Source organism: Sandaracinobacteroides saxicola (assembly GCF_014117445.1).
GTDB classification, from domain to species: domain Bacteria; phylum Pseudomonadota; class Alphaproteobacteria; order Sphingomonadales; family Sphingomonadaceae; genus Sandaracinobacteroides_A; species Sandaracinobacteroides_A saxicola.
The window spans coordinates 1,443,255-1,465,294 of the sequence record NZ_CP059851.1; the positions used below are offsets into that span (position 1 = coordinate 1,443,255).

Annotated in this window: 15 protein-coding genes; 10 read left to right on the forward strand and 5 right to left on the reverse strand. The window is 70.3% G+C overall.

The window, feature by feature from the left end:
• The first annotated feature begins 62 nt into the window (after window positions 1–62).
• The 8 genes from H3309_RS07225 (at window position 63) to H3309_RS07260 (ending at window position 13,510) form a co-directional block, all read left to right on the forward strand.
• Window positions 63–1,301, forward strand: a complete 1,239-nt coding sequence (locus H3309_RS07225) for a CaiB/BaiF CoA transferase family protein (RefSeq protein WP_182298077.1) — start codon at window positions 63–65, stop codon at window positions 1,299–1,301.
• Window positions 1,285–2,847, forward strand: coding sequence for an MDR family MFS transporter (locus H3309_RS07230; RefSeq protein WP_207791571.1), 1,563 nt, complete (start codon window positions 1,285–1,287; stop codon window positions 2,845–2,847). The genes H3309_RS07225 and H3309_RS07230 overlap by 17 nt, the downstream gene beginning before the upstream one ends.
• On the forward strand, window positions 2,840–3,793 hold the full coding sequence (locus tag H3309_RS07235) for an alpha/beta hydrolase (protein ID WP_182298080.1): 954 nt from the start codon (window positions 2,840–2,842) through the stop codon (window positions 3,791–3,793). Before H3309_RS07230 ends, H3309_RS07235 begins: the two co-directional genes overlap by 8 nt.
• Entirely contained in the window at window positions 3,790–4,956 is a 1,167-nt protein-coding gene (locus H3309_RS07240) for an NAD(P)/FAD-dependent oxidoreductase (protein WP_182298082.1), read from the forward strand. Before H3309_RS07235 ends, H3309_RS07240 begins: the two co-directional genes overlap by 4 nt.
• Window positions 4,957–5,040: 84 nt before the next feature.
• A complete protein-coding gene (locus H3309_RS07245) occupies window positions 5,041–5,745 on the forward strand; it encodes a thioredoxin domain-containing protein (RefSeq protein WP_182298084.1) in 705 nt (234 codons plus the stop codon).
• Window positions 5,746–9,216, forward strand: a complete 3,471-nt coding sequence (smc, locus tag H3309_RS07250; RefSeq protein WP_182298086.1) for a chromosome segregation protein SMC — start codon at window positions 5,746–5,748, stop codon at window positions 9,214–9,216.
• Window positions 9,217–9,343: 127 nt separating this feature from the next.
• A complete protein-coding gene (locus H3309_RS07255) occupies window positions 9,344–12,577 on the forward strand; it encodes a tetratricopeptide repeat protein (RefSeq protein ID WP_182298088.1) in 3,234 nt (1,077 codons plus the stop codon).
• Window positions 12,578–12,646: 69 nt separating this feature from the next.
• Window positions 12,647–13,510 (forward strand): right-handed parallel beta-helix repeat-containing protein, encoded by an 864-nt coding sequence (locus tag H3309_RS07260; RefSeq protein ID WP_182298089.1) that lies wholly within the window; start codon window positions 12,647–12,649, stop codon window positions 13,508–13,510.
• Between the two features lie 163 nt (window positions 13,511–13,673).
• On the opposite strand, the gene H3309_RS07265 is transcribed toward H3309_RS07260, so the two are convergent.
• Together H3309_RS07265 and H3309_RS07270 are read right to left on the reverse strand one after the other, a co-directional pair.
• Complete coding sequence (locus H3309_RS07265; RefSeq protein WP_182298091.1) at window positions 13,674–15,224, reverse strand: helicase HerA-like domain-containing protein; 1,551 nt, start codon at window positions 15,222–15,224, stop codon at window positions 13,674–13,676.
• A gap of 65 nt (window positions 15,225–15,289) precedes the next feature.
• On the reverse strand, window positions 15,290–15,781 hold the full coding sequence (locus H3309_RS07270; RefSeq protein WP_182298093.1) for a hypothetical protein: 492 nt from the start codon (window positions 15,779–15,781) through the stop codon (window positions 15,290–15,292).
• Between the two features lie 283 nt (window positions 15,782–16,064).
• Between H3309_RS07270 and H3309_RS07275 the strand changes: the two genes are divergently transcribed.
• On the forward strand, window positions 16,065–17,012 hold the full coding sequence (locus H3309_RS07275; protein ID WP_182298094.1) for a hypothetical protein: 948 nt from the start codon (window positions 16,065–16,067) through the stop codon (window positions 17,010–17,012).
• 293 nt (window positions 17,013–17,305) lie between these two features.
• Here H3309_RS07275 and H3309_RS07280 read toward each other — a convergent pair whose 3' ends face one another.
• From H3309_RS07280 to hflK, 3 genes are all read right to left on the reverse strand, one after another.
• Window positions 17,306–18,829 (reverse strand): Do family serine endopeptidase, encoded by a 1,524-nt coding sequence (locus H3309_RS07280; RefSeq protein ID WP_398400265.1) that lies wholly within the window; start codon window positions 18,827–18,829, stop codon window positions 17,306–17,308.
• A 101-nt stretch (window positions 18,830–18,930) separates the two neighbouring features.
• Window positions 18,931–19,773, reverse strand: coding sequence for a protease modulator HflC (gene hflC, locus H3309_RS07285; protein WP_182298096.1), 843 nt, complete (start codon window positions 19,771–19,773; stop codon window positions 18,931–18,933).
• Window positions 19,770–20,855, reverse strand: a complete 1,086-nt coding sequence (gene hflK / locus H3309_RS07290; RefSeq protein WP_182298097.1) for an FtsH protease activity modulator HflK — start codon at window positions 20,853–20,855, stop codon at window positions 19,770–19,772. Before hflK ends, hflC begins: the two co-directional genes overlap by 4 nt.
• A gap of 96 nt (window positions 20,856–20,951) precedes the next feature.
• On the opposite strand from hflK, the gene H3309_RS07295 reads away from it, so the two are divergent.
• Window positions 20,952–21,974 carry a P-loop NTPase gene (locus H3309_RS07295; RefSeq protein WP_182298098.1) on the forward strand — a complete coding sequence of 341 codons (1,023 nt, stop codon included), beginning with the start codon at window positions 20,952–20,954 and terminating at the stop codon, window positions 21,972–21,974.
• Window positions 21,975–22,040: the final 66 nt, after the last annotated feature.

The following is a 22,040-nucleotide window of genomic DNA, read 5'->3' on the forward strand; positions in this document are numbered from 1 at the left end:
ATGCGGCACGGGCCCGGTCAAGAGGGGTGGAGCGGTTGCGTCCGCGCTGCTAGGGGCCGGACATGACTTCTCCGATGGCGTTGGCCGGTCTTCGCGTGCTCGATCTGTCCCGTGTGCTGGCCGGGCCCTGGTGCGGGCAGATCTTGGGCGACCTGGGCGCCGATGTGGTGAAGGTGGAGCGGCCGGGGAAGGGCGATGACACCCGCAGCTGGGGACCGCCCTGGGCGACCGCGGCGGACGGCAGCCGGGGGGACGCGACCTATTATCTGTCGGCGAACCGCAACAAGCGCTCGATCGCGGTCGACCTGCACAGCAGCGGGGGCCAGGCGGTGGTGCAGCGGCTGATCGACTGGGCCGATGTGGTCATCGAGAATTACAAGAGCGGCGACCTGGCGCGCTTCGGGCTGGACGAGGAGACGCAGCTGGCGCGGCGGCCTTCGCTGCTGTGGTGCAGCATCACCGGGTTCGGGCATGACAGCCCGAATGCGGCGCGGGCGGGATATGACTTCATGATCCAGGCGGAATCCGGCCACATGTCGATCACCGGGGAGGCCGGTGGCCGACCGCTGCGCGCCGGGGTGGCGGTGGCGGACCTGACGACGGGCATGTATGCCGCGACCGCGGTGCTGGCGGCGCTGCGGCATCGCGACGCGACCGGCGGGCGGGAGGCGGGCGAGGGGCAGCATATCGACATGGCGCTGTTCGACGTGGCCGTGGGCTGGCTGGCGAACCAGGGCAGCAGCTGGCTGAGCGGCGGGGTGCTGCCGCGCGGGATGGGGAACCAGCACCCCTCCATCGTGCCCTATCAGGATTTCGCGACCGCGACCGACCCGATCGCGCTGGCGGTGGGGAATGACCATCAGTTCGGCATTTTCGCGCGGCTGGCGGGAAAAGCCGAATGGGCGGAGGATGCGCGCTTTGCCACCAGTGCGGCGCGGGCGGCGAACCGGGCGGTGCTGGTGCCGCTGGTGGAGGCGGTGATGGTGACGCGCCCGGCGGCGGAGTGGCTGGCGATGCTGGCGAAGGCGGGGGTGCCGGCGGGGCCGATCAACACGATCGCGCAGGCGCTGGACAGCGCGCAGGCGGCGCACCGGGGGCTGGTGGTGGAACAGCCGCATGCCACGCTGGGGACGGTCAGGACCATCGCGCAGCCGGTGGCGATGACGCGGACGCCGCCCGCCTATCGCCTGCCGCCGCCGCGGGTGGGGGAGCATGGCGCCGAGCTGCTGGCCGAGCTGGGCTATGCCGAGGAGGAGGTGGCGGCATTGCTGGCGGAGGGTGCCGTTGCACGCGCTGCCTGAACTGACACCGGGGCAGCGCCGGCTGTCCTTGTTCGCGGTAATGGTGGTGCTGTTCCTGTCGGCGCTGGACCAGACCATCGTGGCGACCGCGATGCCGCGCATCATCGCCGACTTGCAGGGGCTGGAACGCTATGCCTGGGTGGGCACGGCCTATCTGCTGACCGGCACGGTGACGGTGCCGATCTATGGCAAGCTGGGCGATCTATACGGCCGGCGGCCGATCATCGTGCTGGGTGTGCTGATCTTCCTGGCGGGGTCGATGCTGTGCGGGCTGGCGGGGGAGTTCGGGCCGTTGCCGGTGATCGGCGATGGCATGAACCAGCTGATCCTGTTCCGCGCCATCCAGGGCATCGGGGCCGGGGCGCTGGCGACCGGGGCGTTCGCGACCGTCGCCGACCTGTTCCCGCCGGCGGAGCGGGGCAAATATGCCGGGCTGTTCGGGGCGCTGTTCGGGCTGGCGAGCGTGGCGGGGCCGTTGCTGGGGGGCTGGCTGACCGACAATGCCACGGTGGTGCTGTTCGGCCATGTGGTGGCGGGGTGGCGCTGGGTCTTCTATGTCAACCTGCCGCTGGGCGTGGTGGCGCTGTTCGTGCTGATGACAAAGTTGCCGAACCGGCCGGGCAATGATCCGGGGCGCATCGACTGGGCGGGGGCGGGGATGCTGCTGGCGACGTTCGTGCCGCTGCTGCTGGCGCTCTCGATCGGCGGGCATGTGCGGCCCTGGGGGTCGCCGGAGGTGGTGGGGCTGTTCCTGGCGGCGCTGCTGGGGCTGGGACTGTTGCTGTGGGTGGAGCAGCGGGCGGACAATCCGGTCGTGCCGCTGGCGCTGTTCGGCGATCCGGTGTTCACGCGCGCCAATCTGGCGCTGTTCCTGATGGCGATGGCGTTCATGGGCATCGCCATGTTCTTTCCGCTCTATGCGCAGCTGGTGTGGGGGCTGAGTGCGACCGCGGCGGGCAGCGCGCTGCTGCCGCTGATGGGCGGGCTGTTGTTTTCCAGCATCGTCTGCGGCCGGCTGGCGTCGCGGACGCGGCAGTACAAGCCGCTGCTGGTCGGCGGCGGGGTGGTGCTGTTGATCGGCATCTTCTTCCTGGCGCAGATCGGGCCGGAGACGGGGAAATGGGACAGCATCTGGCGGATGGTGCTGGTGGGGCTGGGGCTGGGGCCGGGGCAGGGCCTTTATAACCTGGCGGTGCAGAACAGCGTGCTACGCGAGCGGATCGGCGTGGCGACGGCCAGCGGGCAATTCTTTCGGCAGATCGGTTCGACCATCGGTGTGGCGGTGTTTGGCGCGCTGCTGGTGAACGGCCTGGCACGGGAGCTGCCGCTGCGGGCGCCGTTGCTGGGGGGCGTGCCCGACCTGGGGCAGGCGCAGGCGCTGGCGATGCATCCGGAGCGGCTGGACGCGGCGACGCGCGTGGGCGTGATCGGGGCGTTCGATGTCGCGGTGACTCACCTGTTCTGGGTGGCGCTGGGGCTCGCCGCGGTGGCGTTCGTAGTGACGCTGACCATCCCGGCGCGGACGCTGCGGGGGCGGGATGACTGAGCCGCGCTTTCACCTGCCGGCAGACGCGTGGGTGGGGACGGTGGCGGCGGCCGACGGCTGGCCGCTGCGGGTGATGCTGGCGACGGCCGAAGCTCCCCGGGGGGTGCTGCTGTTCCTGAACGGGCGGGCGGATTTCCTGGAGAAATGGGCGGAGGTCTATCCGGACTTTCTGGCGGCCGGGTGGAGCGTGCTGAGCCTCGACTGGCGCGGGCAGGGGCGGAGCGGCCGGCTGAGCGGCAATGGCGCCGGCCAGATCGACGATTTCGCCACGTTCGTGAGCGATCTGGACATGGTGGCGCGCTGGGCGCGGGCGCGGCCGGGGCTGGCGGCGCTGCCCTGGGTGGCGGCGGCGCACAGCATGGGCGGGCACATCCTGTTGCGCTGGCTGGCCGGCGGCGGCGGAGCGATGCTGCACCGCGCGGTGTTGCTGGCACCGATGTGCGGGTTGGTGACGCCGCGCTGGATGCAGGCGCTGGCGGGGATCGCGGCGGCGTGGCGGCGGGCCCGGGGGCAGGGCGAGGGCTTTGCCTGGGGGCAGGTCGCCTATGGCGGACGGCAGCAGGGCGCGGCGCGGCGGCTGCTGCTGACGTCCGACGCGCGGCGTTTTGCCGACGAGCATGACTGGCTGGCGCGGGATCCGGCGCTGGCGCTGGGGGGCGTGAGCTGGAACTGGCTGCATGCGGCGCAGGCGAGTTTTGCCGTGCTGGCGCGCGCGGACCTGACGGCGGTACGGTTGCCGCTGCTGATGCTGCTGGCGGAGCGCGAGGCGCTGGTGAGCAATGCGGCGGCGCGGGCGGTGGCGTCGCGGCTCGCGCATTGCCGCTTGCGGATGATATCCGGCGCGGCGCATGAGTTGCTGCGCGAGGCGGAGCCGATGCGCGGGGAGGCGTTGCGCACGCTTCTGGATTTTGTGGATGTGGCGGCGCGAGTGGAGGAACGGGCATGAGCGGGTTCGACATCGCCATCGTGGGCGCGGGGATCGGCGGCGCCAGCCTGGCCTGGGCGTTGCTGCGGCGTGCGCCGGGAACGCGCGTGCTGCTGCTGGAGGCGGAGGAGGCGCCGGGCTATCACACCACCGGACGCAGCGCGGCCTTTTACGCCGAAACCTATGGCGGGCCGACGGTGCAGCCGCTGACCAGTGCGTCGAAGGCGTTCTTCATGAATCCGCCGGCGGGGTTCTGCGACACGGCGCTGGTGGCACCGCGTGGTGCGATGCATATCTGCAACACGGGTTCACTGGTGAAGATCGAGGGGATTGACGATCCGCCGGGCATGGCGCCGGTGCAGGGACCGGCGGCGTTGGAGGCGCTGGAGGCGGAGTTCGTGGCCGGCGGCGTCGCCTATCAGCGGCTGGGGCCGGCAGGGGTGAAGGCGAAGCTGCCCTGGCTACGCGAGAGCTGGGCGACCATGGCGCTGTGGGAGCCGGGCTGCGCCGACATAGATGTGGCGGCGCTGCACCAGAGCTATCTGCGCGGAGCGAAGGCCGCGGGCATGGTGATGGCGACGCGGGCACGGCTGGAGGGCCTGGTGCGGCGGGACGGGGTATGGCGGCTGGCGACGACGGCGGGCGGTTTCGAGGCGGCGGTGGTGGTGAACGCGGCCGGGGCCTGGGCGGACGACGTCGCGGCGATGGCGGATGCGGTGACGGTGGGCATCGCGCCGCTGCGGCGGACGATCGTGGTGGCGGAAGTGGAGCCGGCGGCACCGGCGGACATGCCGGTGGTAATGGATGCCGGCGGCGCGCTTTATTTCAAGCCGGACGGCGGCAAGCTGTGGATCAGCCCGCACGACGAAAGCCCCGATGTGGCGCATGACGTGCAGCCCGACGAGATCGACATGGGGATCGCCATCGACCGGTTCGAGCAGCTGTGCGACTGGCCGGTGAAGCGGATCAGCGCGCGCTGGGCGGGGTTGCGCTGTTTCGCGGGCGACCGGCTGCCGGTGATCGGCTTCGACGCCCGGGCGGAGGGGTTCTTCTGGTGCGCCGGGCAGGGCGGCTGGGGCATCCAGACGGCGCCGGCGGCGGCCGACCTGGGCGCGGCGCTGCTGCTGGGCGAAACGCCGGACCTGGATGCCGGACCTTATGCGGCGCAGCGCTTTGCACTTTGACGAAGGCAGGGATAGTCTGCCATGGAACGGGGCGCAGGCGGGGCTTCGCCAAGGGAAGAACAGATGGTGACAATGGGACGAGCGATGATGCTGGGTGCCGGGCTGCTGGCGGTGGCGGCGTGCGATTCCGCCAAGCCGGATGCGGCGGAAGCGAAGGGCAAGGCGGCGGCGACGCGGGACTGGACCACGATGATCGTGGCGACGCCGGAGGGCGGCGTGCGCATGGGCAATCCGGACGCCAAGGTGAAGCTGGTGGAATATGCCAGTTTCACCTGCACGCATTGCCGTGACTTCCATCTGGAGGCGAGCGCCAAGCTGAAGGACGGCCTGGTGAAGGCCGGGCGCGTCAGTTACGAATATCGGCCGTTCATGCTGAACGGCGTGGACATCGTGGTGGCGCAGATCGCCAAGTGCCAGCCGGCGAACCAGTTCTTCGTGTGGGCGGATCAGCTGTATCGCAATCATGATGCCTGGGTGCTGCCGTTCACCAGGATCGATCCGGCGACGATCGCGCGGGTGCAGGCGCTGCCGCAGGCGCAGCAGCTGTCGGCCTATGCCGCGGCGGGGCAGTTCGATGCCTGGGCGAAGGTACGCGGCGTGACGAAGGCGAAGTTTGACCAGTGCCTGGCCGACCAGGGCGCGTTCCAGCGCCTGCAGGCGGCGGCGCAGGCGGGGCAGGAACAGTTCAACATCTCGGCGACGCCGACCTTCATCATCAACGGCACGCGCGCCGACGGGGTGTTCAACTGGGCGACGCTGGAACCCAAGATCATGGAAGCCCTGAAATAGGTGCGCTTTGACCGGCTGCGGCTGAGCGGGTTCAAGAGCTTCGTCGAGCCGACCGAGCTGTTGATCCGCGACGGGCTGACCGGGGTGGTGGGGCCGAACGGCTGCGGCAAGTCCAACCTGCTGGAGGCGCTGCGCTGGGTGATGGGCGAAAGCTCGCCCAAATCCATGCGCGGCGGCGGCATGGACGATGTGATCTTCGCTGGCACGGCGCGGCGGCCGGCGCGCGATTTCGCCGATGTGACGCTGACCATCGACAACCGCAGCCGCAGGGCCGCGGCCCAGTTCAACGCCGACGATGTGCTGGAGGTGAGCCGGCGGATCGAGCGGGAGATGGGCAGCGCCTATCGCATCAACGGGCGGGAGGCGCGGGCGAAGGCCGTGCAGCTGTTGTTCGCCGACGCGGCGACGGGGGCGCACTCGCCGGCGCTGGTGAGCCAGGGGCGGGTGGCGGCGATCATCGCGGCAAAGCCGGTGGAGCGGCGGGCGCTGCTGGAGGAGGCGGCGGGCATTTCCGGCCTGCATGTGCGGCGGCGGGAGGCGGAGATCCGCCTGCGCGCGGCCGAGGCCAACCTGGCGCGGCTGGCCGATGTGATGGCGGCAAGCGAGGCGCAGGCGGCGAGCCTGCGGCGGCAGGCACGGGCGGCGGCGAAATATCGCGAGCTGAGCGAGGCCATTCGCGCGGCGGAGGCCCGCTTGCTGCACGCGCGCTGGGCGGCGGCGCAGGAGGAGGTGCGGGCGGCGGAGGCGGCGCAGGATGCGGCGGAGGCAACGCTGAACGAGCTGACGCGCGCGGCGGCACGCTTGAGCGCGGAGCAGGCCAATGCGGCGGCGGCGATGCCCGGGCTGCGGGCTGTGGAGGCGGAGCGGGCGGCGGCGGTGCAGCGGTTGACGACGGCGCGGGCCACCCTGCTGGCGGAACGCGCGGCGGCGGTGCAGCGGCTGGCCGACCTGGATGCGGCGCTGGCGGCGGCGCAGGCGGAGACCGAGCGGGAGCGCGGGCGGGCGGCGGATTCGGCGGCGACGCAGGCGCGGCTGGCGGGTGAGCGGGAGATGGCGGAGCGAGCGGCGGCGGAGGCCGAGGCGGCACGCGGGCCGGGGATGGCGGCGGCGGAAGCGGCGGCGGTGGCGAGCACCGAGGCCGAGCGCGGGCTGGCGAGCGCGGTGGAGGCGCATGCCGCGCTGCTGGCGGAGGCACGCAGCGCGCGCGCCGGGGCCGAGGCGGCGAAGGGTCGGGCGGAGCGTGTGGGTGCCGAGTTGGCCCGGCTGACGCGGGAACGGGACGCGGCGCTGGCGAGCCGGGCGGCGCAGGAGTCGGTGGCGGCGATCGCGGCGGCGGAGGCCGAGGTGGAGCGGCTGGCCGGGGTGGCGGCCGAGGCGGCCGAGGCGATCGCGGCGGCGGAGGCGGAACGGCGGGCGGCGGCGGGGGCGCGGGAGACGGTGGAGCGGGCGCTGACCGCGGCGCGCAGCGAGCTGGCCGGGCTGAGCGCGGAGCTGGCGGCGCTGGAGCGGCTGGCGGCGGGCGCGGCGGGGAAGGTGAAGGGCCGGGTGGCGCTGTCGGTGGCGGCGGGGTTCGAGGCGGCGCTGGCGGCGTCGCTGGGCGAGGATGTCAATGCCGAGGTCGGCGCGGGTGCGGCGGGCGAGAAGCCGGTGCGGCGCTGGCTGGGGGCGGCGGGAGAGGGCGATCCCGCCTTGCCGGCCGGCGTGCGGGCGCTGGCGGCGATGGTCGAGGCGCCGGTGGAACTGGCGCGGCGGTTGCGGCAGGTGGGGGTGGTGGACGGGGTGCCGGAGGCGGCATTGCTCGCGGGCCTGCTGCCGGGGCAGCGGCTGGTGAACCGCGAGGGGGCGCTGTGGCGCTGGGACGGCTTCTTCGCGCCACCGGGGGGTGCCCAGGGTGCGGTCGCGGAATCGTTGCGGCAGGCGAACCGGCTGGCGGAGCTGAAGGCGGCGGTGGCGCCGGCGAAGGCGCGGGTGGCGGAGGTGGAGGCCGAGCTGGCGGTGCAGAAGGGCGCCGAAAGCGCGGCGGCATCGGCGGAGGCGAAGGGCCGCGCGGCGCGGGCGGAAGCCGAGCGCGGGCGGGAGCAGATCGCCGGGCGGCTGGCGGGGCTGCGGGCGGCGGCGGCGCAGGCGGCGGCGCGCGTGGAGGCGATGAGCGCCAGCATCGCGCGGCTGGGCGCCGAGGGCGAGGCGGCGCGGGCGGAAGCGGTGGCGGCGGGGGCGGCGCTGGCGGACCTGCCCGATGCCAGCGCGGCGGCGGGCGCGGTGGCGGAGGCCCGCGGGCGGGCGGAACGGGCGCGGGCGGCGCTGGCGGCGGCGCGGGCGGAGGCGGCGGGGGTGGAGCGCAGCCTGGCGGAGGCGCGCGCCAGGATGGCCAGCCTGGGGCGCGAGATCACCGAGTGGCAGGGACGTGATGCGGCGGCGGCGGGGGCGCTGGAGGCGTTGCGGCGGCGGGTGGCGGGCCTGGGCGAGGAGCGGGCGCGGCTGGTGAGCGAGCCGGCGGCGATGGGCGCGCGGCTGGGGCTGCTGGAACAGGAGCTGGGCGCGGCGGAGGAAGCGCGCGGGCAGGCGGGCGACGCGGTGCTGGCGGCGGAGCTGTCGCTGGCGGAGGTGGACCGGGCGGCGCGGGCGGCGAATGGCGCGGTGGCGGATGCGCGGGAGGCGCGGGCGACGATGGCGGCGCGGGTGGCGCATGCGCGGGAAGGCATCCAGGCGCTGCATGCGCAGGTGGTGGCGACGTTCGGGATCGCGCCGCGGGCGCTGCCCGAGGCGCTGGGGTTCGCGCGGGAGACGGTCGAGGTGGAAGGGCTGGCGGCGCGGCTGGACGGGATGGTGGCGGAGCGGGAGCGGCTGGGGGCGGTCAACCTGCTGGCCGACAAGGAGCTGGGGGAGATCGAGGCCGGGCTGGCGGTCCAGAAGCAGGAGAGCGGCGAGCTGGAGACGGCGATCGCGCGGTTGCGCGGCAGCATCGGCAATCTGAACCGCGAGGGGCGGGTGCGGTTGCTGGAGGCGTTTCGGGCGGTGGACGGCCATTTCCGTGACCTGTTCGTGACGCTGTTCGGCGGCGGGGCGGCGGAGCTGCGCCTGAGCGAATCGGACGATGTGCTGGAGGCGGGGCTGGAGATCATGGCGCAGCCGCCGGGGAAGAAGTTGCAGTCTCTGACCCTGCTGTCGGGTGGGGAGCAGGCGTTGACGGCATGCGCGCTGATCTTCGCTCTGTTCCTGACCAACCCGGCGCCGATCTGCGTGCTGGACGAGGTGGATGCGCCGCTGGACGATGCCAATGTGGAACGCTTCTGCAACCTGCTGGACCATATGGCGGGGCTGACGGAGACGCGGTTCCTGATCGTGACGCATAATGCCGTGACGATGAGCCGGATGCACCGGCTGTTCGGGGTGACGATGGCGGAGGCGGGGGTGAGCCAGCTGGTGAGCGTGGAATTGCGGGAGGCGGAGCGTCTGGTGCAGCGGACATAGCGCCCCTGAAATGCGTCGCCACCGGGCACGGCCATTGACGATAGTTGCTTGTCATCGCGGCAAGGGGATTTAAGCTTCGCCGGGCGCGGGTGTTTCGCGCCGGGAGCCGGTTCGGATGGAGTTGGGGATGCGGACGGGGCTGGGGCTGGTGGCGGTGGCGCTGGCTTGCGGACAGCAGGCGCGGGCGGCGGAGCAGGTGCAGATCGCGCCGGCGCCGGCCTGGGTGGTGCCGGTGGTGGTGCCGGCATCGGACGAGAAGCAGCGCGCCGCGCCGATCGAGTTGTTGCTGGCCGACCGCCAGCTGTTGCTGGAGCGTGGCAAGGTCAGCAGCCATACCGGGCTGGCCATGCGGATCAACACGCCGCAGGGGCTGGCGGCGGGCAATATCTCCCTGCCGTGGCGACCGGAGACCGATGTGCTGACCGTGCATCGGCTGGTGATCCGCCGGGGTGACAAGGTGATCGACGTGCTGGCGGATCAGCGCTTCACGGTGATCCGGCGCGAGCAGAATCTGGAGAATGCCGTGCTGGACGGCGTGCTGACTGCCAACATCCAGCCCGAGGGGTTGCAGGTGGGGGATGTGCTGGAGCTGGCGGCGACGGTCGTGTCGAGCGACCCGGTGCTGGGCGGGCGGGTGGAGGCGGTCGTGGCGGACTGGAACGGCCTGCCGGTCGGCCGGGCGCATTTCCGCGCGCAATGGCCGGCGGCGTTGAAGGTGCGGTTGCGGCAGGACGGCGCGCTGCCGCCGCTGAAGCCGGCAACGGCGAACGGCCGGACGGTGGTGGCGCTGACGCTCGACGGGCTGATGCCGGAGCAGCCACCGAAAGGCGCGCCGCTGCGCTATCGTTATGGCCGGCAGATCGAGTTGACGGATTTCGCCAGCTGGGCGGAACCGGCGGCCTTGCTGGCGCCGCTGTACCGCAAGGCGGCGGCGCTGCCGGCGGATGGCGCGCTGATGAAGGAGGTGGAGCGCATCCGGCAGCTGTCCCCCGATCCCGTGAAGCGCGCGGAAGCGGCGCTGGCGCTGGTGCAGGATCGCATCCGCTATGTGGCGCTGGCGATGGGGCAGGGCGGGCTGGTGCCTGCCGATGCGGAGGTGACCTGGTCGCGCCGCTATGGTGATTGCAAGGGCAAGACGGTGTTGCTGATCGGGCTGTTGCAGGCGCTGGGGATCACGGCGGAGCCGGTGGCGGTGAATGTGGCGACGGGGGACGGCATCGATGCGCGGCTGCCGATGATCGGGCTGTTCAACCATGTGCTGGTGCGGGCGACCATCGGCGACAGAAGCTATTGGATGGACGGTACGCGGCAGGGCGACGGCAGCCTGGCGCGGCTGCGGGTGCCCTATTTCCGCTGGGGGCTGCCGCTGGTGGAGCGCGGGGCGACGTTGGTGCGGATGGTGCCGCCGCCGCTGACGGTGCCGGACGAGGTGACGACGATCCGCATGGACGCGCGCGCCGGGCTGGCGGTGCCGGCACCGACGACCATCGAGGTGCTGACCCGCGGCGACGATGCGATAGGCGCCAAGCTGGGCTTTGCCGCGGTGACCGAGGCGGCCCGCGACCAATGGATGCGCGATTACTGGAAGCGGAGCTATGATTTCATCGAGGTGAAATCGATGAGCCAGTCATTCGACGCGGCGACCGGCGAGCATCGGCTGCGGATGGAGGGGCTGGCGCGGATGGACTGGAGTTCCGGATGGTATGAGACCGACGGGACGGGGGTGGGGTACAAGGCGGATTTCAGGCGCGAGCCGGGGCCGGACAGGGATGCGCCGTTCGCGGTGGGCTATCCGGTTTATGAGCAGCTGACGCAGACGATCCTGCTGCCGCCGGGGTTCCCTGCGATGAAGGCGGACGGGAAAAACGATATTTCCGAAACGGTTGCTGGGCGGGAGTATCGACGGACGGCCTTTATGGAGGGCAGCACCTTCACGGTGGTGCGCAGCGAGCGGACCATCGCGCCGGAGTTTCCGGCGGCTGAGGCGCCCGCGGCGGAGGAGAGGCTGCGGGCGCTGGCGAAGGAGACGCTCTATCTGCGGCGGCCGAACAGTTATCGGTTGACGGACGCCGAACTGAAGCTGGCGATGGCCGAGCAGCCGACGACGGTGGAGGCGCTGCTGGAACGGGGCGGCAGCCTGCTTGATGCCGAACGGTTCGACGATGCGCTGGCCGATTTCGAGCGTGCCGTCACGATGCAGCCGAACAGCGCTGAGGTGCTGGCGGCACGGGGGCTGGCAAAGGTCTGGAAGCGGGATTTTGCCGGCGCGCGCAAGGATCTGGACGCGGCGGCGGCGTTGAAACCCGATGTTCCCCGTATCTTCCACGCGCGCGGGGTGATGGCGGATTTTGAGGGCAAGCCAGCCGACGCGGTCGCGGCCTATAGCCGTGCGCTTGAGCTAAAGCCGAACAACTCCTTTGCCCTGGGACGGCGGGCCTATGCCCAGCAGGCGTTGGGGAAGACTGATGCGGCGCTGTCCGATGCCGCTCAAGCGATCAAGCTGTCGCCGCGCTGGTCCGATCTCTATCTGCTGCGGGCAAATATCCTGCGCCGGCAGGGCAAGACCGAGGCGGCGATCGCGGAGGCGACCGCGCTGATGGCGGCCAATCCCGAGGACGCCTATGCCCATGCGGTGGCGGGCAGCATCCTGGCGGCGTTCGACCGGCGGGAGGAGGCAATGAAAGCGTTCGACCGGGCCATTGCAATCAGGCCCGACCCTTATTTCTATCTGGCGCGGAGCGCGCGGTGGTTGCCCTCGGAAAAAGCGCGGAAGCTCGCCGATCTGGACGCGGCGCTGAAGCTGAATCCTGGCTACACGTCGGCACTGGCGGCAAAGGCCGAAACGCAGGCGGACGCTGGTGACATACCGGGCGCGCTGGCGACGCTGGATGCGGCATTGAAGACCTCTCCGGACGACCGGGGGCTGCTGACAGTCAGAGGGCTGCTGCTGGCGAAGAAGGGGGACATGGCGCGGGCGACGAAGGATTTCGCCGCGGTCTCGGCGAAGACGACCGACGCGACCGAGTTGAACAATCTGTGCTGGGAGAAGGCCACTGCGGGTGTGGCGCTGGCCATGGCGCTGGAGGAATGCGACCGGGCGCTGAAGCTGGCGCCGGGAATCGCGGGGTTCCTGGACAGCCGGGGGATGGTGCTGCTGCGGCTGGGCCGGCTGGACGAGGCGATTGCCGACTATGGCAAGGCGCTGGCGCAGGAGCCCGATCAGGCGGAATCACTCTATGGCCGGGCGGTGGCGTGGGCCCGGAAGGGCGAGCGGGCGAAATCCGATGCCGATGCGGCGGCGGCGATCAAGCGCGATCCGAAGGTGAAGGAGCGGTTCGAAGGCTATGGGCTGACGCGGTAGCGCGGACGGTCAGAGCCGGTTCAGCTTGGCGCGCGCCAAGCTGGCAGCGCGGCGGGGAAAGGTGATGACATGATCGTGACCTGTGCAACGGTGGTGGCGGCGCTGGCGGCGGCGGGGGCGGGGGAGACGCTGGTGCTGCGCGGGCCGTGCGGCGGTATTGCCATTACCGACGTGATCAAAGCGGCGCCTGTGACGATCGATGCGCGCGGCGCGGAGGTGCGGGGGTTGAGCCTGGTGCGGTCGGGCGGGGTGCGCTGGCTGGGGGGCAGCCTGTCGGCGCCGGGCGGCGTGGGCGCGAAGGGACCGGCGGGCTATGCGCTGCTGGTGCGCGACAGCCGCGACATCTCGTTCGACGGGGTGCGGATGACAGACGCGATGCGCGGCGCGGTGGTGGACCGGTCGCGGCGGATCGCCTTTGCCAATGCGCGCTTTTCCGGGCTGCGGTCCGACGGGATGAACATCGTGGCGAGTAGCGATGTGACGGTGCGCGACAGCGTGTTCGCGGATTTCCGGCCCAACCCGACACAGTGCGCGCTGCCGGGCCAGGTGACGCCGGGGATGTCGCGGCGGGACTGCGTGGCGGCGGGTGGGGCCTGGACCGATGGCGACCATCCGGACGCGATCCAGACCTGGGGCGGTGGCAGCAACTATGTCTTTACAGGGAACAGCATCAGCGGCCCGGTGCAGGGGATCGGCAATTTCGGCCCGCGCAACGATCCGCCGCCGACCAATGTGGTAATCGAGCGCAACGTGATCCGGGTGAGCACGCCGCACGGCATCACCATGCCGGGGTGCGTGGATTGCCGGATCAGCGGCAACACGCTGGCGCGGGCGGATGGGGCGCGGTTCAAGGTGGTGATCCGCGCGGAAGGCAGCGCGGTATGCGGCAATGCGGTGGCGGATGGGGGAGCCGGCGTGGCGGGGTGCCGGTGACTGTTCGATAAATCGTCCAGGCCGGGCTGCGAACGTCGATTTGCTGTGCTTTGATGTTCAGGACCGTGCGGATGGGGTGGAGGTGAGAGTAGTGTGCTTGCGCGGCCCCACCCTCACCCCGCTCGCTGCGCGAGTCGCCCCTCCCCTGAAGGGGAGGGGTGGGTTAGCGTTTGAAGAGGCTGCCGAGGAGGCCGCGGACGAGTTGTTTGCCCAGCGAGCCGGCGAGCTGGCGGCCGATGCTGCTGGCGGCGGAGCGTGCCGCGGACTGGATCATCTTTTCGGTGGTGCTGGCGGGGGCGCGGGCCTCTGCGCGGGCCTGGGCGGCGGCGGTTTTTTCGGCGGCGGCTTGGGCTTTCGCGGCGGCTTCGGCCTGTTTCCGGGCGGCGTCTGCCGCGTCGGCGGCGGCCTTCGCCTGGGCGGCGGCGTCGGCCTTGGCGGCGAGCACCTCGTAGGCGGATTCGCGGTCCACCGTGGTTTCATATTTGCCGGCGACGGGGCTGGTAGTGAGGATGATCTTGCGCTCGTTGGGGGCGAGCGGCCCGAGGCGGCTGCAGGGCGGGCGGATAAGGGTGCGTTCGACGGGGGAGGGGGAGCCATCGGTCTGGAGCAGGCTGACGAGGGCTTCGCCGGTTTTCAGCTCGGTGATGGCCTTCGCGACATCGACGTTGGGGTTGGCGCGGAAGGTCTGGGCGGCGCTGGCGACGGCTTTCGCATCACGGGGCGTGAAGGCGCGCAGCGCGTGCTGGACGCGGTTGCCCAGCTGGGCGGCGACGTCCTCCGGCACGTCGATGGGGTTCTGGGTGATGAAATAGACACCGCAGCCCTTGGAGCGGATGAGGCGGACGACCTGTTCGATCTTGTCGATGAGGGCTTTGGGAGCTTCATCGAACAGCAGATGCGCTTCGTCGAAGAAGAAGACAAGTTTCGGTTTGTCGGGGTCGCCGATTTCGGGGAGGGTCTCGAACAGTTCGGAGAGCAGCCAGAGCAGGAAGGTGGCGTAGAGGCGTGGGGAGGCCATGAGCTTGTCCGCCGCGAGGATGTTGACCTGGCCTCGGCCCTGGTCGTCGACGGCGATCAGGTCGGCGATGTCGAGCGCGGGTTCGGCGAAGAAATGGGCGCCGCCCTGCGATTCGAGTTGCAGCAACTGGCGCTGGATGGTGCCGACGGTAGCCGTGGTGATGTTGCCATATTTCTTCGACAGTTCGCCTGCATTTTCAGCGCAGTGGGTGAGCATGCTCTGAAGGTCTTTGAGGTCGAGGAGGAGGAGGTTCTGGTCGTCCGCGAAGCGGAAGGCAACGGTGAGGACGCCTTCCTGGGTTTCGTTGAGGCCCATCAGGCGCGCGAGGAGGAGCGGGCCCATTTCGGAGATGGTGGCGCGGATGGGGTGGCCCTGCTCGCCGAACAGGTCCCAGAAGACGACGGGGTTGTCGGCATAGGCGAAATCGGTGAGGCCGATCTCGGCGGCGCGGGCGGTGACGATCGGATGGGCTTTGTCGGTGGGGGAGCCGGGCATGGCCATGCCGGCGAGGTCGCCCTTCACGTCCGCCATGAAGACGGCGGTGCCGGCGCGGCTGAAGCCCTCGGCCAGGGATTGCAAAGTGACAGTCTTGCCGGTGCCGGTGGCGCCGGCGATCAGGCCATGGCGGTTGCCGCGTTTCAGGACGAGGTTCTGCGGGTTCTGCTCGCCTTTGCCGATGAAGATGCTGTCGCCCATGCTGCTTCCCTCTCGCTTGGTGGAAGAGGGTTAGCGGATGGGGATGGGGCGGGAAAGGGGTGGGATCAGCGGGGATTGTCCGGGGCAGGTTTGCCGGTCAGCGCGGCGAGGCAGGCGTCACGGGTTGCGGCGAGGTTGGGCGCTTTGACCGAGCGCAGGGCCCTGGCGGCTGAGTCGCGAAAACGCCGGTCTTCGGTTGCCGATGGCTCGATCGCCGGATCGATGCAGACCATCGCCAGCGGCAGGGCGCGGTCGCCTTGCAGCAACCGGAGGACACCCGCGGGGTTGCGGAGGATGGCCCGCGACAGGCCGCTAAGGATATCCTCGGCGACGGACGAATTGCCCGTCAGCGGATGGGCGACGGCGGCGAAGGTCAGCCAGTCCGCGCTGCCGGATGCGATGCCCGTGCGGATTACCGCAATCTGAGCGGGGGTAGGTTGATCAATGATGGCGGTTTTGCCTTGCTTGAGATCGGCGATGAGACGCACGGGATCGAGCGACGCCGCCAGGGCGGGGGCGCTGAGGGCCAGCAGGAGAAGGAGGGGTGTGCGGCGCATTGGCATTCCTTTCGACGGGATGCCCTTTTGCGCTCTGCGGGTTTTACAGGGGATTTATGTCAGTGATTTCATGAGGGTGGCGCGGACGGACGGCTTCCGGCGTTGGTGCGCAGATCCTTTTAGGGAGGGGTGGCCCCTCCGTCAGCATGCGGCTGACACCTCCCCCGCCAGCGGGGGAGGGGCATGCTTTGTCATTGGTCTCACGGACGCGGAGACGTCCTCCGCTGGGAAGGAAGGCCCGGCGGCGTGGACGGAGGTGGAGGGATTGCGGTAGAGTGGAGGCATGCAGAGATGGGTGGTTTGGGTGATGCTGGCGCTGTTGGCGGCGGGGTGTCAACGGGTGCCGGAGGAACGCCAGCAGGCTGCTCCGGTCGATTTTGGCGACGCGTCGATCAACAAATGGTTTCAGAACATCCTGACGGAAAGAATGCAGCGGAACGCTCTTTGCGTTGCGCTCATGATGCTGGGGCCGCCGGAGGGGGTGGCGGAGGCGGCGCTGGTGAAACGGGAGCGGGAGGCGCGGGATTGCACGCGGATCGATGATCTGCCGGGGATCGTCTCGCCGGACTATCCTTCCTTTGAGGTGATGATGGCTGTGGCGAAGGTGTTGCCGCCGCGGGATACGCAGGTGGAGATTTACGGGCTGGCGGTGGCGCTGAGCATGAATCGGGCGCGGCCGCAGGCGCGGATCGCGTTGGCGGCGCTGAGGCAATCGCTGCCGATGGCCAGCGCGCGGGTCAGGGCGAGCATGGACCCTTGGCTGGCCGGGCCGTCGATTGCGCTGCTGGATGGCGAGCCGGATCGGGCGATCGAACTGGTGCGCGCGATGCGGCAGCCGCCGCCGGCGTCCGGGCCAGGCAGTGTGGCGGCGATGAAAGCCGAATTGCAGCGAATGTGGCAGACGGGGCAGGGGGAGACGGCAGAAGCTGAGGCTTTGACTGCAAAGATGCGCGTTTATGATGAGTCGGGGCGCGAAGCGGTCGGATTGATCCTCGATCTGATCGCGATGGGGGATGAAGCGCGGGCGGTGAAGGCGCTGGGGTTGTTGAAGCCCTCGGCGGATTGTTCGGGTCGGACGGCGGAAAGCGAGTGGGCGGATATCGGGTTCATGGCTGCAAGCAGCGTGACGCCTGCACAGAAGGAGCGGTTCATTGCGCTGGCGCGGAAGTCGGCGGAACTGAGGGCGCTATGTCCGAAGGGTGTGCCGGAGGGGTTTCCGGCGGGTTATTGATTGGGGCTGGGGAGAGCCCCCTCCGTCGGCTGCGCCGACACCTCTCCCCAGCAAGCGGGGGAGGGACTTGGGGGGTCCTGCTTCGCGGCGTTGAGGGTGGTTAGATGCACCCACCCCCGCCGCGCTAAAGCGCGAGTCGCCCCTCCCGCTCTCCGCTTCGCGGGGCAGGAGGGGTGTGGCGTTGCCTTCCGCTCGGCTGATGCGAGTCACCGCTGACGCTTCGCGTCGTCTTTGGCTCCCCGATCTCGGGTTGACCGTCGGTCGCCTTCGGCTCGCCGGGCGGGAGGGGTGTGTCAGCGGCCCATGAGCTTGATGCCGACGAATCTTGCCGGGTTGGTGCCGCGTTGGACGCGGAGGAGGACGGTGTCGCGGCCGGCTTTGCGGGCGGCGTCGACGGCCGCGGCCGCTTCGGCGGGCGTGGTGGTGGGGCGCTGGCCGATGGAGAGGATGATGTCGCCGCGTTGCAGCCCCTCGGCGGCGGCGTCCGAGGCGGGGTTGACGCGGGCGATGACCACGCCGCGCACGGTGTCGGGCAGGCGGAGCTGCTGGCGGATATCAGGGGTCAGCGCCTGGAGGGTAATGCCGAGCGACTGGCGGGCGGCCTCCGCACCGGGGCTGGGTTTGGTGGTGTCGCTGTCGTCGTCGGCCTCCGGCGTTGCCTGGCCGAGGAGGACGGCGTCCGACGGGCGTTCGGCGATGGTGGCGGTGATCGTCTGGCGCTTGCCGTCGCGGATCAGCTCGACCGGCACCTTCGTGCCGATGGGGGTGTTGGCGACGATGAAGGACAGCGTGTTGTCGATGGTGACGTCGCTGCCGCCGACCTTGACGATGACGTCGCCCTCCCGGACGCCGGCGAGGCTGGCGGGGCCCTTGGGCTCGACGCCGGCGACGATCTCGCCACGGTCCTTGGGCAGGCCCAGGGAGGAGGCGATGTCGGCGGAAAGCGGCTGGATCTGCACGCCGAGATAGCCGCGCCGCACCTTGCCGCCGCGTTGCAGCTGGTCGATCACGGGTTTGGCGAGTTCGGCGGGGATGGCGAAGCCGAGGCCGACGTTGCCGCCGGTGGGCGAGAAGATGGCGGTGTTGATGCCGATGACATTGCCGTTGAGGTCGAACAGCGGACCGCCGCTGTTGCCCTGGTTGATGCTGGCGTCGGTCTGGATGTAGCGGTCATAGGCGCCGCCGCCGGTAATGTTGCGGTGCAGTGCCGAGACGATGCCGGCGGTGACGGTGCCGCCGAGACCGAAGGGGTTGCCGATGGCGATCGCCCAGTCGCCGACGCGGGTGCCCATGCTGTTGCCGAAGCGGACGAAGGGCAGGTCCTTGCCGTCGATCTTGAGGAGGGCGAGGTCGGAGAGGCTGTCTCGGCCGATGACCTTCGCCACATATTCGCGGCGGTCGGCGAGCGTGACGGTGATGGTGTCAACGAGATTCTGGCCGTCGCGGCCGGAGATGACGTGGTTGTTGGTGACGACATAGCCATCGGCCGAGATGATGAAGCCGGAGCCGAGCGAGGTCGCCTCCCGCGTGACGGGTTGGCCGTCATCGCCCTGCTGTTCCTGGAAGCGGCGGAACAGCTCCTCCAGCGGGTTGGTGGTACCCGGTGCGCCGAAGCGGGGGAGGCGGCCCACCTCCACCTTCTGCGTGGTGCTGATGTTGACGACCGCGGGCTGCAGCCGCGTGGTGAGGTCGGCGAAGCTGGAGGGCGCGCCGAGCGGCGGGGCAGCGGCGGGGGCGCCGGGCGGGTTTTGCGGCGCGGCCTGGGAAAGCACGGGGGCGCCGGCGAGTGCGGCGGTGAGGAGCAGGGCGGCTTTCAGGCTGGTCACGTGTCAGACTCTCCGTTGGTGGGCGGGTCAGCGAAAGCCTGCCACGCTTGAACGCGCTGTGAATGACGGGGTTGCCCGACGTTCATTCGCGTTCAGCGTGTGCGACGGCCTTCGAATTCGCGCAGGAACTCGTTGCCGGGCGACAGCACGACCGCGGCGTTGCCATCCGCGAAGGTCTGCCGATAGGCCTGCATGGCGCGATAGAAGGCGTAGAATTCCGGATCCTTGCCGAAGCTGTCGGCATAGATTTTTGCGGCTTCCGCGTCCGCATTGGCGCGGATGATCTGCGCATCCTTGGCGCCCTGGGCGCGGATGGTCAGCGCCTCCTGCTGGCGGGCGGTGCGCATGCGTTCATAGGCGGCTTCCAGGGGCGTGCCGGTGGGGAGGTCGGCGCGCTTGATGCGGACATCCACGATCTCGGCGCCATAGTTGCGCGCGGTCCGGTTCACGCTCCGCTGGATATCCTCCATCAGCTCGCCGCGTTCGGGCGAAAGCATGGCGGCAAAGGGCTGGCGGCCGAGTTCGTTGCGGAGGCGCGAGGACAGGATGCGGGCCAGTTCCTCGGCGACGCGATCCTCGGTGCGGACGGTCTGGTACATGCGCAGCGGATCGACGATGCGGAAGCGGGCGAAGGCGTCGACGACAAGCCGCAACTGGTCGGTGGAGAGCACCGTCTGCTGCGGCATGTCGAGGTCGAGCACGCGCTTGTCGACCATGATGACATTCTGGATGAAGGGAAGCTTCAGCACCAGGCCGGCGCCGGTTTCGCCGAAGCGCTCGTTCGGCGAATAGGTGTTGACGGTCGAGACCGGCCGGCCAAGCTGGAGGATGATCGCCTGCTGCGTCTCGTTGACGCGCACCACCATCAGCGAGGCGAGGATGAGCAGGAGGACGAGGCCGCCGGCGACGAGCCAGAGGTTGCGGGCGAGGGTCATGGCCGGGCTCCGGGACGGGCTGGTTCTGCGGGCGGGGTGGCGTTGGCCTGTTGCCGGCGGCGGACCTCGGGCAGCGGCAGGTAGGTCTGGACATTGCCGGCTTCGACCACGGTCTTGTCGACCTTGCTGAGCACGGATTCCATGGTTTCCAGATACATGCGCTTGCGGGTCACCTCCGGTGCCAGGCGATACTGGGTATAGACGGCGTCGAAGGCGGCGGCTTCACCGGTGGCGCGGGCGCGGATCTGCTGGGCATAGGCGCGGGCCTGGTTCATGAACTGCTGCGCGTCCTGCTGGGCGGCGCTGACATCCTTGAAGGCTTCGTCGACGGCGGCGGGCGGGTCGGCCTGCTTGATGTCGACACCCTGGACCATGACGCCGGCGCGGTAGCTGTCCAGCAGCTCCTGCATGCGCTCGCGGACCTGTTCGGCGATCTGGGCACGCTGGGGACCAATGGCGGCATTCAGGCTGGAACGGCCGATCTCAGCACGCATGGCGCTTTCGGCAACTTCCTGAATGGTTTGTTCCTGCTCCTTCAGCTCGAACACGAACTGTTCGGCGTTCTTGATGCGCCAGCGGACGGAATAGGCGATGTCGATGATGTTCTGGTCACCGGTGAGCATCAGATTCTCGGCGTCGCCTTCCCCGGTGCCGATGTCCATCGTGCGGATGTCCTCGAACTTGACCTTTTCCACTTGGTCGATGGGGGCAGGCAGCTTGAAGTGGAAGCCGGGGCCCTGGACGCTGCTGAACTGGCCGAAGCGGGTGATGACGGCGCGTTCGCCGGCGCCGACCTGATAGGCGGAGGTAAAGGCGATGACAGCGAGGATGGCGCCGCCGGCGATCAGGCCCCAGGGCAGGTTGGGAAGCGCCGGCGCGCCACCACCGCCGCGGTTGCCGCCGCCGCCGGAGCCCGAGCCGAGGCCGCGCAGCTTTTCCTGGCTGCGGCGGATGAAATCGTCGAAATCGGCGGGCTTGTTACCGCCGCCCCACGGGGTTTTCGGGCCATCCCCGCCGGAACTGCCGCCGTTGGCGCCCCAGGGGTTTTTCTTCTTGCCGTCCTCGTTGTTCTGCCAGGGCATTCAGGGTTCCCGAACTTGTCGCGGTTGGTGTGGCGGATATAGGGGGGTCTTCGGGAATATGCGAGGGCGGTTTTCCGCTGCGAAAAGGATGGGGTGATGGGCCGGGAAGCGATGGAGGCCGCGCTGGCGGCGGTGGCCGATCCGGCGGGGACGGGTGACGTGCTGGCGACGGGGCGTGTGGCGGGATTGACGCTGCGCGATGGGGCCGCAGGGCTGGTGCTGGCGGTGGACGGGCTGGGCCGGGCGGCGGCTGAACGACTGGCGGCGGCGGTGGAGGTGGCGCTGCGCACGGTACCGGGCGTGAGCAGCGTGCGGGTGATCCGGACAAGCGAGCGCGGCGATATGACGCCGGGGGGGGAGGCGGGGTCCCCCAGCGTGATCCCCGGCGTGCGGCGGATCATCGGGGTGGGCAGCGGCAAGGGCGGCGTGGGCAAATCGACGATCGCGGTCAACCTGGCGCTGGCGCTGGCACGCGGTGGCCAGAAGGTGGGGGTGCTGGACGCCGACATCCACGGGCCGAGCGTGCAGATGCTGCTGGGGGTGCGCGAGCGGGCGCGGGCGACGGCGGAGAAACGGCTGGTGCCGATCCATGCACATGGCGTGGTGATGCTGGGCATGGGGGTGATGGCGGATCCGGACCGGGCCGTGGCCTGGCGCGGGCCGATGGCGGCGGGGGCCATGGTGCAGATGGCGGAGAGCGCCGACTGGGGGCTGCTGGATGTGCTGGTGGTGGACCTGCCGCCGGGGACGGGCGATATCGCGCTGGCGCTGGCGCAGAAGCTGAAGCCGCATGGGGTGCTGGTGGTGACGACGCCGCAGGCAATGGCGCTGGCGGATGCGAAGCGGGCGGTGGCGCTGTACCGGCAACTGGGGGTGCCGGTGCTGGGGTTCATCGAGAATATGGCGGGGATGCGCGCGGGCGATGCGGTGGTTTACCCGTTCGGGGGCGGCGATACGGCGGGGCTGGAAGCCGAGCTGGGCGTGCCGTGCCTGGCGACGCTGATGCTGGAGCCGGCGCTGGGGGTGGCGAGCGATACGGGCTTGCCATTGACGGGGGGGGCGGTGGTGGCGGCGATGGATCGAGTGGCGGCGGCTGTGGTGGAGGGGGTGGGGTTATAGGCGGGAATGGTGCGGCACCCACCCCCGCTCGCCTGTGGCGAGTCGCCCCTCCCGCTCTCGGCTTTG